The following is a 13,567-nucleotide window of genomic DNA, read 5'->3' as shown; positions in this document are numbered from 1 at the left end:
GGCACTTCTCCTCACAGACCGTCATCCTCGTGCCAGTGCTCCTGCCAGCGCCAGTCGATCGGCTCGGATGCCCGCTGATAGCGGATGTCGGTGGAGAGGCGGATGCGCCCCTGCGGATCGACGTTGTCGGTGCTGGCGTGCACGATGTAGGAGGAGTGCACCATCACGTCGCCCGCGCGATAGTCCGCCATCAGCCAGCGGGCGTCGCGCGCGTCGGCGAGCGCGGGGAGGTCGGCCGTGATCGATGCGGCCGGGCGCCTGTCGCCGCGCGCGCGTTCTTCGGCGAGCGCCCAGTGATGACTGCCTTCGAGGTAGGTGAGACCGCCCTGCTCGGCGGGGCAGTCTCCCAGGGGGATCCACATCGAGAGCACGCGCTCGCTGCCCTCGCGCAGGTCCCGACTGCTCCCCCGCACCGTGGCACGAGATCAGCAGTCGCCGCATCGCATGTCGCGGTGCGGCGTAGTGGGACCAGGAGGACGGCTGCGTCATCGACGTCAGCCTATCTCCGCGCCCGCCGCCGAGACGGGTACCCGCGCGCATGCCCCGCGCGGCGCGGCCCGTCAAGTCCCTGGCCGGATCTGCTCCTGGCCCGCAGGATACGGATGTGCGCATCGATTGGGAACCCCGACACATGACCTCATCCGCCCCGGCATCCACCCCGCCTCTCGCGTTCTCCGACAGAGGGGCGCTGAGCCGCGCCGTTATCGCGCACCTCACCGGTTCCGGCGAGGGATGCGGCCACGCGGCACTCGCCGAGGAGGCCGTCGCGGCGAGCGCCGACATCGCCCGCGACGACGACATCCAGCTGGCACTGTTCGTGCTCTACGCCTCCGCGTACGGGTCACTCCCGCAGCTCGACCCCGATCTGGAATGGGAGCCCGCGCTTGTGACCACCCGGCGCATCCTCGAGGCGGCGTTCGAGCGCGAACTGCGTGCCGGCGTGCCGATGCCGAGCCTGCCGGAGCCGACCGTCGATGCCGTCGGTCGGTCGCTCTTCGCTCTCGCGGAGGCCGACACGGGGCCGAGCCTTTCCCGGTACTTCGTCAAGAAGGCCACCGCGACGCAGGCGCAGGAGATGCTCATCCAGCGCTCGGCATACACGCTGCGCGAGGCGGACCCGCACTCCTGGGCTATCCCCCGACTGGACGGACGCGCCAAGGCCGCGCTCGTCGAGATCCAGTCCGACGAATACGGCGGTGGCCGTCCGCACCGTGTGCACGCTGCGCTCTTCGCGCGCGCCATGCGGGCGGCAGGTCTCGATGACACCTACGGTGCGTATGTCGACGACCTGCCCGCCGTCACTCTCGCCTCTCTCAACATGATGTCGATGTTCGGCCTCAACCGCCGCCTGGTGGGTTCGATCGTCGGCCACCTCGCCGCCTACGAGATGACCTCGTCGATCCCGTGCCGTCTGTATGCCGACGGCCTGCGTCGTCTGGGCTTCGGCTCCGACGTCTCGGGCTACTTCGACGAGCACGTCGAGGCCGATGCGGTGCACGAGCAGATCGCCGCACGAGACCTCGCCGGCAGCCTCGCCGAGGATCACCCCGAGCTGCTGCCCGACATCATGTTCGGTGCCGCCGCGTGCCTGACCGTCGACGGATGGGGAGGCGCGCACATCCTGGACGCCTGGTCCACGGGCACTTCCTCGCTTCGCACGCGGATGCCGTCATGAGCGCCGGCCACGACCGCCCGACGATCACGCCGTACCCGGACGGCCCGTTGCTCGTGCGCGGCGACGTGGAGCTGCAGACGACCGAGGGCGAGCCGATCGCACCCCACCGCCGCACGGTGGCCCTGTGCCGATGCGGACTCTCCGCCCTCAAGCCGTTCTGCGACGGCACCCACAAGGCGACGGGTTTCCGCACCGACGACTGAGCGGTGCCCCTGCGTCAGTCGCGCTCGTCGACCTCCTTCCCCAGCCGTTGCGAGATCCACACCGGGAGGAAGGAGGCGACGATGACGACCGTCGCGACCACGTTGACCACGTTCGCCTCGTTGGGCCTGGCCATCTGGTTCATGATCCACAGAGGCAGGGTGTCGACGCCCGGCGGGGCGGTGAAGATCGTGACGTAGACCTCGTCGAAGCTGAGCGCGAAGGCGAGGATGGCCCCGGCGATCAGCGCACTGCGGAACTGCGGGAGCGTGACGAGCCGGAACGTCTGCCACGGACTCGCGCCGAGGTCCTGCGAGGCCTCCTCGATGCTCGGGTTCATCCGCCGAAGCCGCGCGAGCACGTTGTTGAAGACCATGACGATGCAGAAGGTGCCGTGCGCGATGATCATGCCGTAGAAGCCGACCTGGATGCCGATCGGCTCCAGCAGCTGGTTGTAGGTGTTGTTCAGGGCGACGCCGGTGACGATGCCGGGGAGAGCGATCGGCAGCACCACCAGGAGGTTCACGGCCCGCTGTCCCAAGAACGAGTACCGCTGCAGCGCGAACGCCACGAGGGTGCCGAGGATGACGGCGATCACGGTCGCCCCGGATGCGACGAGTACCGAGTTCAGGAGGGCGGCGCGCACAGGCTCGCTGGTGAACGCCTTGCCCCACCATTCGAGGGAGAAGCCGCTCACCGGCCAGCTGACGATACGCGCGGAGTTGAAGGAGTTGAGCACGACCAGCGCGAGCGGGATGTACATGAACGCGAGGACGATCGCGACGATGATCCCGAGGACGATCTTGGAGGTGCGGGACAGTCTCAGCATGCGCGACTCACATCCTTTCCAGTGCGCCGGTGCGCTGCACGCTCACCAGGTAGATGACGACGAACGCGATGGGGACCAGCGAGTACGCGGCCGCCAGCGGGGGGTTCAGGTTGATGTTCGATGCGATCACGCTGCCGATCATCTGGGTGTCTCCGCCGACGAACCGGGCGACCAGATAGTCGCCGAGGCTCAGGGAGAACGTGAAGACGGAGCCGGCGATGAGGGCCGGCTTGATGATCGGCAGCACCACCGATGCGATCGTCCGCCACGACCCGGCGCCGAGGTCGGCGGAGGCGTCGAAGAGGTTCGGCGGCACCTGGCGGATCGCGGTGTACACCGGCACGGCCATGTACGGCAGCCACAGGTAGGTCAGGGTGAGCACGACGGTGAGCACGCCGAAACCCGGTCCGGAGAGACCGAACGGCGCCAGTAGCCAGTTCGCGAACCCCTGCTCGGTGAACGTGATCCGCATCGCGAGGACCTTCACCAGGTACCCGGCCCACAGCGGCAGGGTGATCGACACGGCCAACAGCGCCCGCAGCCACGGCGATGCGACCTTGGCCATGAAGATGCCGAGGGGCACCGAGATGAGGATGGCGAGCACCGTCACGGCGAGGGCGATGCCCAGCGTGCGCATCGACGTCGACAGATAGGCGGGGTTGACGAAGAGCTGCTCGAAGTTGCGCAGCGTGAACCCCGGCTTCACCTTGGAAGTGAAGGGGTCGGTGATCCAGAAGGCGGTCACGAGGAGCATGACCAGCGAGAAGATGTAGATCCCGATGAGCCAGGTCATCGGAAGGGCCAGGAGCCCGGCGATCCGGAGGCGGCGCTTCATGTCGATCCCGTTCGTGGTTGCGGAAGATGCGGGAGGGTGAGGGGGCGGGTCGGCAGGACCCACCCCCTCGATGCGGCTCAGCCCTTGACCGAGAGCCAGGCGTCCGTCCACTGCTGGAAGTTGGTGCAGGTGACGTCGGTGCGGCCGTCGATGCACTGCTCGATCGGCGTCGTCCAGAACCAGACCTTCTTGAAGTACTCCTCATCCGTGGCGTTGAAGTAGTCGCAGTGCGCCTTCGCCTCCTCGCTGGTGTCGCAGAAGGCGGCGTTGGCCGGGGCCATGCCGAAGTTCATCGCGATCGCGCCGTTCACCTCCGGCGAGGACGAGTAGTCCATCCACGCATACGCGCAGTTCGGGCTCTTCGACTCGGCGGCCAGCATCCAGGCGTCCGACCAGCCGGTCGAGCCCTCCTCGGGCAGCACGCTCTTGAACCTGTCGTCCTCCGTGAGCTTGCGCAGCACCTCCCATGAGGTGCCGAGCACCGTGGTGCCGCCCGCGAACGACGTGATCTGCGCGGCGGGGTCGGACCAGTACTCCGACACGATCTCGTTCTGCTGCTTGAGCAGCTCGACGGCGGCCTTCAGCTGCTTCTCGTCGAGCGCGTACGGGTTGGTGATGCCGAGGTCGGGCTCGTGCGCCATGAGGTACACCGCGGCGTCGGCGATGTAGATCGGGGCGTCGTAGGCGATGACCTTGCCCGCGTAGGGGCTGTCCTTCTCCCATGCGACATCCCAACTGGTGGGCTCCTCGGTGACGACCTCGCTGTTGTACTGCAGGATGTTCGCGCCGCGGCCGATCGGGATGCCGTAGGACTTGCCGTTGATGGTGTCGTAGATCTGGCCCTTCATGCCCTCGACGATGTCGTCGCCGAAGTTCGGGATGAGCTCGAGGTTGAGCGGCTGCACGTCGCCGCCCGCGATCAGGCGCAGGCTCGCGTCACCCGAGGCGGAGACCAGGTCGTAGTCGCCGGTGCGCATGAGCTGCACCATCTCATCGCTGGTTCCGGCGACGCGGCGATTCACCACGCATCCGGTCTCGGCGGTGAACGCGTCGCTCCACGCCGGCTCGACGAATCCGCTCCAGGCGACGATGTTCACCTCGCCCTCGTAGTCGCCGAGTTCCTCCTGCATGGCGATGTCGGGAACGTCGATCTGGAGTTCGCCGGAGCCCTCGGATGCGGTCTCGCCTCCGGTGGCGCAGCCGGAGAGGGCGAGGACGGCGACGGCCGCCATCGCCGTGGTGGCCAGGATCTTCTTACGCATGGATCGCTCCTTTGTGATCAGTGCTGGGGGTGGGGATGTTGCGGTGTTTCAGGGAAGCCGTGCCGCGTGGTCGGGAGACCAGGCGGCACGGACGTGGTGTCCTCGAGCGACATCGTCGTCGGCACCGTGTCGGGTGTTGGGGCGTTCGGCGATCAGGTCGATCCCGGCATCGGTCGCGACCAGGTAGCGGGTGGCCGGGCCGGTGTAGACGATTTCGCTGATCGTCCCGTCGAGAGCGACCTCGCCCGCGGCGAGCGTGCCCTCACGATCGATCAGCCGCATCCGCTCCGGACGCACGCTCATGGTTCGGCGGTCGCCGGTGAGGCGCTCGGCGAGGTCTCCGCCGATGAGGTTCGAGAGCCCGAGGAAGCGCGCGACGAACTCGGTCTGCGGGCGCTCGTAGACGTCGCGCGCGGTGCCGATCTGCTCGATCCGACCGCCGTTGAACACCGCGACCCGGTCGCTCAGTGTGAGCGCCTCCTCCTGGTCGTGGGTGACGAAGATGAAGGTGATGCCGACCTCGCGCTGGATCTGCTTGAGCTCGATCTGCATCTGCTCGCGGAGCTGCTTGTCGAGCGCGCCGAGCGGCTCGTCGAGCAGCAGCACCTGCGGACGCAGGATGAGCGCGCGGGCCAGGGCGATGCGTTGACGCTGGCCGCCGGAGAGCTGGTGCGGCAGGCGATCGGCCACGTGGTCGAGTCGCACCTGCTCCAGCGAGGTCTGCACCCGGGCGGCGCGGGCGGCTTTCCCCTCACCGCGGACGCGGAGCCCGTAGCCGACGTTGTCGGCGATGGTGAGGTGGGGGAAGAGTGCGTAGTCCTGGAACACCGTGTTCACCGGACGTGCGTGCGGCGGCGTGCGTGTCACGTCCACGCCGGAGAGGCGGATGCTGCCACCGGTGACGTCCTCGAAACCGGCGATCATGCGCAGCACCGTCGTCTTGCCCGAGCCCGAGGGCCCGAGCATCGACAGGAACTCCCCCGAGGCGACCTCGAGGTCGAGGTCGCGGACGGCGGTGAACTCGCCGAAGGATTTCGTGACGCTGCTCAGTGTCACCGTCCCGTCCGGGCGGGTGGCCTCGGGGGCTGCGGGTGCTGCGGGGGCCGTGGCGATCATCTCGCGCTCCTCGGATCGTCGTCGAACGGGGAAGATTCACCAAAACATATAAACCCAGAGGTAATATGTCAACAGGAACTTCTTGGGTATCGTGATCACGGAAGGGAGAATCGCAGGATGGCATCGAGCTCGACGACGCACCCGACGCACGCCTCCGCTGAGCGCTCCCTGGAACTCGAGCACGAACCCGAGCACGAGCAGCCGCACCGTCTTCAGGGCGCGCTGTTCCAGCCCATCGGCGATGAGGGACGGGCGGAGCTCGTCGAGCGCCGCCTCGTCGACGCCATCACCCGCGGACACCTCCGCGCCGGCGAGCGCCTCCCGTCGGAAGCCGATCTCAGCAAGAGTCTCGGCGTCGCTCCCGTGACCGTGCGCGAAGCACTCCTGGCTCTCCGCGGACGCGGCCTGGTCGTCACCCGCCGTGGGCGCAACGGGGGCAGCTTCGTCGCCGCGCACGCCGATCCCCTCACCTTCGCCAGAGAGGCCGTGCGCCGCACATCGCGCCTGGCCCTGCGCGACCTCGGCGCCCACTACGCCGCCATCACCGGAGCCTGCGTGCGCCTCGCGGCGCGACGCGCCGACCCCAGCGAGACGCAGCGGGTGCGTCGCCGGCTGGAGCGGATCGAGGAGCTCGACCCGGAAGCGCAGCGCCGTCTGCTCGACGACGTGCAGATCGAGATCGTCGCGTTGAGCCAGTCGGCGCGCCTCACCCGCGAGCAGATGAAGCTGCAGGCAGAGCTCTCGCCCTTCCTGCGTCTCGTCGCGCACGAGACAGAGAACCTTCGGCGCCAGGGAGCCCACCTGGCCGCCGTCATCGACGCCGTGGAGGCCGGGGATCCCGATGCCGCCGGGGCGAGGACCGAGCTCATGGCCGCCGAGACCATCGACGCGCTGATCCGGCTCCAGGCAGCGACCGGGTAGATCAGAGGACCAGCATCGACGTGCACAGGAGGACGCGATGAACACAGCAACCGACACCGCCATCCAGGCAGCAGCCGCGATCGTGGAGGACTACTTCACGGCGCCCGTGCGCACCCTGCTCGACTGGGTGGACCCGTTCGCCGCGGAGGTCTTCGACGCCAGGGCAGCCGGGCCGCTCACGCGCTCGAGGATCGACGCGCTCGTGGAACCGCATGCGTTGAGGACACTCGACCTCCCCGGCGTCCCGGTCTACGGCGCGGGCTTCATCGCCGCGATCGACCTCCTCTCCGATGCCCACAGCCATCTCGCGTGGTGGCAGGGTGAGGACCGCCGGCAGCTCGTGCTCGCCTCGCAGTCGCTGAACAAGGAGAACATCGACTACAGCGCCCTGGAGTGGTTCCGCGTGCCGATGGCCACCGGCGAACCGCACGTCGCCGGACCCTACGTCGACTACCTCTGCAGCGACGAGTACACGATCACGATCGCGGTCCCGGCCGAGGTCGACGGTCGTCGCATCGGCGTCGCCGGCCTCGACCTGCTCGTGTCGTCCGTCGAACAGGATCTGACGCACCGCTTCGCCGCCCTGGGGTGCGAGGTCACCCTGACCAACGGCGTCGGCCGCGTCGTGGTCTCGACCGATCCGCGCTGGGCGACCGGCGACTCGGTCCGCGGCAGCGGACTCGCCGACCTGCCGCGCGTGGCGTGCGCTGGCGTGGCCCTCGACGTCATCGTCGATCCTCGCTGACAGGTGCAGGCGTCGGAGGCACCGTGCACGATGGGATCATGACCGACGGCTACGACGTGGACTTCCTCGGCACGCGACTCCCCCTCCCTCTCCCCACCCAGACCGTGCGCACACTCCCGTATCCCCGGTTCACGGTGCTGCTCGACCCCGAGCGGCGGCTCGCCGCGGTGACAGCCGTGAACATCGACGGCGCCACGCTGCAGAACCTGCCGCGCACCGGCGACTGGCGACTCGACGAGCGCCTTCCGCCCGATGAGCAGGCGGGGCCCGAGGTGTACGCCCGCAACGACCTCGATCGCGGGCACCTCGTGCGTCGACGCGACCCGGGGTGGGGAGCGGTCGCGACCGCGCGCGCGGCGAGCGAGGCGACGTTCTTCTATCCCAACGCCGCACCGCAGGCCGCCGGCTTCAACCAGTCGAAGCAGCTCTGGCTCGGCCTCGAAGACCACGTGCTCGCCTACGCCGAGACCACCGAGCAGCGCGTGTCGGTGTTCACCGCCCCGGTCCTCGCCGAGAACGACCCGAGCTACCGCGGCATCCGCGTGCCGCTCCGGTTCTGGAAGATCGCGGCCTGGCACGGCCACGACGGCCTTGCCGCAGCCGGCTTCGTGCTCGATCAGTCCGCCCTGGTCGACACACGGGAGGGGACGCTCGACGTCGCGCCGCTCGGCGGCTTCCGCACGTTCCAGGTGCCGATCGCCGACATCGCGGCGCTGACCGGCATCGACCTCGCCGCGATGATCACGGCCGACGTGCTCATGCGGCCGGGCGCCCGCGAGACCGCATGGCGGGCCCTCGACTCGGCGGGCGACATCGTGCTCTGATGCCGGTCGCCCACGCCTGAGACCACGCCTGAGACAATGACGTGATGTACTCCGAGACACGCCTTCCCCACGGATCAGCGCTGTGGCGCTCCCGTGGCAGCGCGGGTGGGGGTCCCATCCCTGCAGACGGCTGCGTGGACCTGATCCTGCGTGACGGTCGCGTCTCGGTGGCCGGTCCCTCCACGCGGTGGATCACGGCGGGTGGCGATGGGGCTGGCGACTCGTTCGGGTTCCGGTTGCCTCCTGGGCGCGCCGGCCACCTGCTCGGCCTCGACCTCGAGGAGATCGCCGACCAGCTCGTCCCTCTCGAAGACCTCACCTCCCACGGGCGTGCCGAGCGCCTGCGTGCGGCGATGGCGCCGTTCGCCGACGGCGCGCACTCCACGGGCGCGCTGTCCTCACTCGCGGTGCAGGCCTCGGAATCGAGCCGCTGGTCCGCCGCCGTGCACCGCTCGGCAGCGGCTGCCGAGCCGGCCGGCCGTGCCGCCGCGGGATACGGAACCTCGGAGCGCTCCTTCCGGAGGCGGATGCTCTCGACCTTCGGCTACGGATACGCCACGCTCGTGCGCCTCGAGCGCTCCCGCCGCGCACAGGCGCTGCTGCGACGAGGAGCACCCCTCGTCGCAGCCGCCGCCGAAGCCGGTTTCGCCGACCAGCCGCATCTCTCGCGCGAGTTCCGACGGCTGGTCGGCGTCAGTCCCGGTCAGTTCGCGGCGAGCTCCGCATAGAGGTCGACCGAGTTCCCGTCGGGATCGAGAAGCGTCGCGTAGCGCTGACCCCAGTGCGCGTCCCAGGGCTCGACGTGCGCCGTGTATCCGGCGCTCACGAGAGCGGCGAACGCGGCATCGACCTCCGCCGCCGTCCCCTTGTCGAAGGCGAGGGCGATGCGATGCCCACCGGTCGCCGGCACGAAGCCGGGGTCGAAACCACGGATCGTCTCGATCGTGTCCCAGGCGAGGGTCACGCCGTCATCGAGCTTGGCGTCTACGTGCGCAGCGTCGTCCTGGCCCTGCGCGATGTCGACGCCCAGGGCGCGGTAGAAGGCGAGGGAGGCCGCCATGTCGTGGGTCACGATGCCGATGAAGCCGAGTTTCAATGTCATGCCCCCACGCTACGACCGGTTCACGGACGCGGTCGTGAACAGAACGGCCACGCTGTCCTGCGCGACCTCAGACTCCGGCGCGCACCGACTCCAGCGACGGGTAGTCGGTGTATCCCTCCGCCGTCCGGCCGTAGAACAGCTCGGGCCGCGGCTCGTTGAGCTCCGCCCCCTGGATCCAGCGCTCGACCAGGTCGGGGTTGGCGATCACGGGTCGGCCGACGGCGACGGCATCCGCCCATCCGTCGGCGACGAGGGACTCGGCCTCATCCTTGATGGTTTCGGTCGCGAAACCGGTGTTGACGATCAGAGGCGCGCCGCCTGTACGGCGGATGTGCTGCACGAGCTCACCGGCAGGGTGCGCGTTGAGCACGTCGATGAAGGCGAGACCGAGCGGCGCGAGCCCTTCAGCGACGGCGGTGTAGGTGGCGAGGACATCCGCGTCGTCCTCCTCCAGCACGCCCTGGATGTTGTGCTGCGGCGAGAGACGGATGCCGGTGCGGTCGGCGCCGACGGCCGCGGCGACGGCCGCGGTGACCTCGATCGCGAAGCGGGCGCGGTTCTCGGGCGACCCGCCGTAGCGGTCGTCACGGATGTTCGACACCGGAGACAGGAACTCGTGCACGAGATAGCCGTTCGCACCGTGCACCTCGACGCCGTCGAACCCGGCCGCGATCGCGTTGCGCGCCGCCTGTGCGAACTGCTCGATCACCTCGGGGATCTCGTCGAGGGTGAGCGCGTGTGCGACGGGGAGGTCTGCCTTGCCCTCGGGCGTGCGCGTCTGTCCGGGCGCGGCGAGCGCGCTGGGTGCGACGACCCGCGGCTCCCCCGAGATCGCGGGGTGACCCACACGGCCGCCGTGCATGAGCTGCATGACGATCGTTCCGCCCGCATCGTGGACCGCCGCGGTGATCGGCTTCCACCCCTCGATCTGCGCGGGTGTCACGATGCCCGGCTGTCCGGGATACGACTTGCCCTCGACCGCCGGCCACGTGCCCTCGGAGATGATGAGTCCCTGCCCGGCACGCTGGCGGTAGTACTCCGCCATGGTGGTGGTCGGAACACCGTCGTCGTCGGCACGGGTGCGGGTGAGAGGCGCCATCACGACGCGGTTGGACAGCTGCAGGGCACCGAAGACGGCCGGTTCGTAGAGACTCACAGAGGTAGGTAAGGCGCGAGCGGTGCGCCGTATTCCCGCGGCTGCTTCCGCCCGGTCGGTTCCCGTCAGCCGCCGAGACCGGCGAGCAGGTCGGCGAAGTGGTCGAGGTCGGCGGCGGTCCAGTTTCGCAGCCGCTCACCGATACGACCCTCGTAGCGCGAGCGGGCGAGAGCCACCCGCTCCTGGGCGAGTTCTGTGGCCACGAGCACGCGGGCCCTGCGGTCCTCGGGGTCGGGCACGCTCTCGACGAGTCCCAGCTGCTCGAGCTGTCGCACCTGGCGGCTCACCGCCGATTTGTCGGTCTGCAGCCGTTCGATGATCGCGCCGGCCGAGGTCGCCTTGCCCGTCGCGATGGAGGTCAGCACCTGGTAGCCGAGCGGCTGCAGGTCGGGATGCACGGTGGCGGCGGCTTCCCGCCAGCCGATGCGGATCCGCGCGAAGAGCCGTCCGAGTTCCTGCTCCACCCTGGTAACGGCCTGATCGAGGTCGTCGTCTCCCAGGCGGCCCGGCGCTGACGCGGATGCGGGGGTCTCGGAAGGGGCGTCGGAGGAGGCGCTCATGATCGCCAGTGTACGGCGAAGCCCCGCTGTCGATCGGGACAGCGGGGCTTCGAGTCACACCTCGGCGAGCAGCCGGAAGGCCTTGGAGGCCGCCCTGATCTCGTCGGGCGTCAGCTCGTCGATCACGGCCTGGAGACGGGAGCCGTAGTCGCGGCGCACCTCGGCGAGCGCGCTGCAGGCCGAGGCCGTCGCGCTCAGCACCCGCAGCCGCCCGTCGCGCTCATCGGGGCGGGACTCGAGAAGCCCCAGCTCCTCGAGCATCCGCACCTGACGACTGATCACCGACTTGTCCATCTCGAACCGTTCGGCGAGCTCATGCGCGTTCGCGGTGCCCGCCCGATCGATGAACGTGAGCAGCTTGTAGCCGCCCACCTGAAGCTCCGGATGGACCCGGGCGGCGGATTCCCTCCACAGCGACCGGGTCCTCGCGAAGATGAGGTTCAGGTGCGCCTGGAGGTCGCCGAGAGCACTGTCGACATCCGACGGCGCAGCCGCTGCCGAGGCCACGACCTCAGCGCTCCCCGTCCCGGTCTTCGCGTTCACGGTCTTCGCGCTCGAGAACGCGGACCGAACCGGTCGTGGGCCCGCTGCTCGCGCCCTGGATCCGGATGGATCCGGTGGAGAGCGAGGCTCCGACCTCGGCCTCGGAGACCTCGATCACCGACTCCTCGGCCTGCTCGAGCATCTGCTCGGCGGCGTTCTTCGTCGACAGCGGCTTGTTCTTGATGAACGCGATCGCGATGATGGCGATCACGGCGAGCGGAATCGCGATGATGAAGGAGTCCGCGATGCCGTGACCGTAGGCACTCTCGACGATCGCGCGGATCGTGTCGGGCAGCTGACCGACCTTCGGGACGTCGCCGGAGGCGAGGTGCTCGAGCGCGTCGATCTCGGCCGGCGTGGAGGGCACGAAGCCGTCGAGGGCGTCGGTGATGTAGTTCGCGACGCTGGTCGACAGCAGCGAACCCATCACGGTGACGCCGATGGTGCCGGCGATCGTGCGGAAGAAGTTGACGTTCGACGAGGCGGCACCCAGCTGCTGCGGCGCGGTGTCGTTCTGCACGATGAGCGTGAGGTTCTGCATGACCATGCCGAGGCCGGCGCCGAGCACGAACATGTACACGGCCACGAGCGGGAACGGGGTGTCGTAGCGCAGGGTTGCCATCAGGCTGACGCCGATCGTCGTGAGGATCGAGCCCGTGACCATCCAGCCCTTCCACTTGCCGAAGCGACTCACGAGCTGGCCGATGATGATCGACGCCCCCATCTGGCCGATGATCATCGGGATGGTCATGAGGCCCGACTCGGTGGGCGTGGCGCCACGGGCGAGCTGGAAGTACTGCGCGAGGAACACCGACGTGGCGAACATCGAGACGCCGATGGCGATCGAGGCGATGACCGACAGGGTGAAGGTGCGGTTTCGGAACAGCGACATCGGCACGATCGGTTCCTTGACGAAGAACTCGACCGTGATGAACGCGGCGATCGCGACGCCGGCGGTGACCACGAGCATGATGCTCGTCGAGGAGTCCCAGTCGAACTGGTTGCCGCCCATGGAGACCCAGATGAGCAGGGTCGAGACGCCGACGGCGAGGAGCACGATGCCGAAGTAGTCGATCGAGACCTTGGTGTCGCGCTGGGGCTTGGGCAGGTGCAGCGTGAACTGCAGCAGCACGAGGGCGAGGATCGCGAAGGGCACGCCGACGAAGAAGTTGGAGCGCCAGCCCCATACGTCGGTGAGGAGTCCTCCGAGCAGAGGGCCGCCGATGGTGCCCAGGGCCATGATCCCGCCGACGACGCCCATGTACTTGCCGCGCTCACGCGGGGAGATGATGAGGGCCACGGCGATCATGACGAGCGACATCAGGCCGCCGACGCCGATGCCCTGGACGACGCGCACAGCGATGAGCATGTTCGTGTCGGTCGAGAAGCCGGCGATCACGGTGCCGACCGTGAAGAGGATGAGGGAGATCTGGACCAGGACCTTGCGGTCGACCAGGTCGGCGAGCTTGCCCCAGATCGGGGTGGAGACGGCGGTGGCCAGAAGGCTCGCGGTGATGACCCAGGTGTACTGGGACTGCGTGCCGCCGAGGTCGGCGATGATGACCGGCATCGAGGTCGACACGACCGTGCCCGAGAGCACGGCGACGAACATGCCGACGACGAGACCGGAGATCGCGGTGAAGACCTCGCGGGCCGAACTGGTCGTCTCAGGGGGTGCGGATGGGGTGTCTGTCACGGGGTGGCGCTCCTGCGTAGAAAGTTGATCGAGGTCAACCATACGCCTTTAGTTGCCAAAGTGCAACTAAAGGTGAGACACTCCCGATGTGCTTCTGCACGA

At 68.8% G+C, this 13,567-nt stretch carries 16 protein-coding genes; 6 read left to right on the top strand and 10 right to left on the bottom strand.

Annotated elements, in window-relative coordinates; genetic code table 11:
* Positions 1–11 precede the first annotated feature (11 nt).
* Entirely contained in the window at positions 12–413 is a 402-nt protein-coding gene (locus tag KY497_RS05965; protein WP_258185930.1) for a phytanoyl-CoA dioxygenase family protein, read from the bottom strand.
* A 218-nt stretch (positions 414–631) separates the two neighbouring features.
* On the opposite strand from KY497_RS05965, the gene KY497_RS05960 reads away from it, so the two are divergent.
* On the top strand, positions 632–1,675 hold the full coding sequence (locus tag KY497_RS05960; protein ID WP_219870068.1) for an iron-containing redox enzyme family protein: 1,044 nt from the start codon (positions 632–634) through the stop codon (positions 1,673–1,675).
* Positions 1,672–1,878 (top strand): CDGSH iron-sulfur domain-containing protein, encoded by a 207-nt coding sequence (locus KY497_RS05955; protein WP_055865842.1) that lies wholly within the window; start codon positions 1,672–1,674, stop codon positions 1,876–1,878. The genes KY497_RS05960 and KY497_RS05955 overlap by 4 nt, the downstream gene beginning before the upstream one ends.
* A 14-nt stretch (positions 1,879–1,892) precedes the next feature.
* Here KY497_RS05955 and KY497_RS05950 read toward each other — a convergent pair whose 3' ends face one another.
* From KY497_RS05950 to KY497_RS05935, 4 genes are all read right to left on the bottom strand, one after another.
* Positions 1,893–2,705 carry an ABC transporter permease gene (locus KY497_RS05950; RefSeq protein WP_219870067.1) on the bottom strand — a complete coding sequence of 271 codons (813 nt, stop codon included), beginning with the start codon at positions 2,703–2,705 and terminating at the stop codon, positions 1,893–1,895.
* A 7-nt stretch (positions 2,706–2,712) separates the two neighbouring features.
* On the bottom strand, positions 2,713–3,540 hold the full coding sequence (locus tag KY497_RS05945) for an ABC transporter permease (protein ID WP_219870066.1): 828 nt from the start codon (positions 3,538–3,540) through the stop codon (positions 2,713–2,715).
* A 77-nt stretch (positions 3,541–3,617) separates the two neighbouring features.
* Positions 3,618–4,802: an extracellular solute-binding protein gene (locus KY497_RS05940; protein ID WP_219870065.1), complete on the bottom strand. Its 1,185-nt coding sequence runs from the start codon at positions 4,800–4,802 to the stop codon at positions 3,618–3,620.
* A 48-nt stretch (positions 4,803–4,850) separates the two neighbouring features.
* Positions 4,851–5,918: an ABC transporter ATP-binding protein gene (locus KY497_RS05935; protein WP_218682095.1), complete on the bottom strand. Its 1,068-nt coding sequence runs from the start codon at positions 5,916–5,918 to the stop codon at positions 4,851–4,853.
* A gap of 117 nt (positions 5,919–6,035) precedes the next feature.
* On the opposite strand from KY497_RS05935, the gene KY497_RS05930 reads away from it, so the two are divergent.
* From KY497_RS05930 to KY497_RS05915, 4 genes are read left to right on the top strand one after another with little or no spacing between them, the layout of a single operon-like run.
* On the top strand, positions 6,036–6,839 hold the full coding sequence (locus KY497_RS05930) for a FadR/GntR family transcriptional regulator (RefSeq protein WP_055874353.1): 804 nt from the start codon (positions 6,036–6,038) through the stop codon (positions 6,837–6,839).
* Positions 6,840–6,876: 37 nt separating this feature from the next.
* On the top strand, positions 6,877–7,584 hold the full coding sequence (locus KY497_RS05925) for a cache domain-containing protein (protein WP_055874356.1): 708 nt from the start codon (positions 6,877–6,879) through the stop codon (positions 7,582–7,584).
* Positions 7,585–7,622: 38 nt separating this feature from the next.
* The gene (locus tag KY497_RS05920; RefSeq protein WP_219870064.1) at positions 7,623–8,408 is read left to right on the top strand and encodes a DNA/RNA non-specific endonuclease; all 786 of its coding nucleotides are present in this window, start codon (positions 7,623–7,625) and stop codon (positions 8,406–8,408) included.
* 44 nt (positions 8,409–8,452) lie between these two features.
* The gene (locus tag KY497_RS05915; protein ID WP_127482999.1) at positions 8,453–9,136 is read left to right on the top strand and encodes a helix-turn-helix domain-containing protein; all 684 of its coding nucleotides are present in this window, start codon (positions 8,453–8,455) and stop codon (positions 9,134–9,136) included.
* Here the strand turns inward: KY497_RS05915 and KY497_RS05910 are convergent.
* The 5 genes from KY497_RS05910 to KY497_RS05890 form a co-directional block, all read right to left on the bottom strand.
* Positions 9,112–9,510, bottom strand: a complete 399-nt coding sequence (locus tag KY497_RS05910) for a VOC family protein (protein WP_055874366.1) — start codon at positions 9,508–9,510, stop codon at positions 9,112–9,114. The genes KY497_RS05915 and KY497_RS05910 overlap by 25 nt on opposite strands.
* 67 nt (positions 9,511–9,577) lie before the next feature.
* Positions 9,578–10,666 (bottom strand): alkene reductase, encoded by a 1,089-nt coding sequence (locus KY497_RS05905; protein ID WP_219870063.1) that lies wholly within the window; start codon positions 10,664–10,666, stop codon positions 9,578–9,580.
* A 65-nt stretch (positions 10,667–10,731) separates the two neighbouring features.
* Positions 10,732–11,226, bottom strand: coding sequence for a MarR family winged helix-turn-helix transcriptional regulator (locus KY497_RS05900; protein ID WP_017829344.1), 495 nt, complete (start codon positions 11,224–11,226; stop codon positions 10,732–10,734).
* A 54-nt stretch (positions 11,227–11,280) separates the two neighbouring features.
* Entirely contained in the window at positions 11,281–11,769 is a 489-nt protein-coding gene (locus tag KY497_RS05895) for a MarR family winged helix-turn-helix transcriptional regulator (protein ID WP_219870062.1), read from the bottom strand.
* Positions 11,738–13,465, bottom strand: coding sequence for a DHA2 family efflux MFS transporter permease subunit (locus tag KY497_RS05890; RefSeq protein WP_219870061.1), 1,728 nt, complete (start codon positions 13,463–13,465; stop codon positions 11,738–11,740). Before KY497_RS05890 ends, KY497_RS05895 begins: the two co-directional genes overlap by 32 nt.
* Positions 13,466–13,567 lie beyond the last annotated feature (102 nt).

It is taken from the genome of Microbacterium sp. PAMC22086, from assembly GCF_019443525.1.
Lineage (GTDB): Bacteria > Actinomycetota > Actinomycetes > Actinomycetales > Microbacteriaceae > Microbacterium > Microbacterium maritypicum.
Note: the sequence above shows the minus strand (reverse complement) of the source record. Positions and strands in the feature narration are given on the sequence as shown.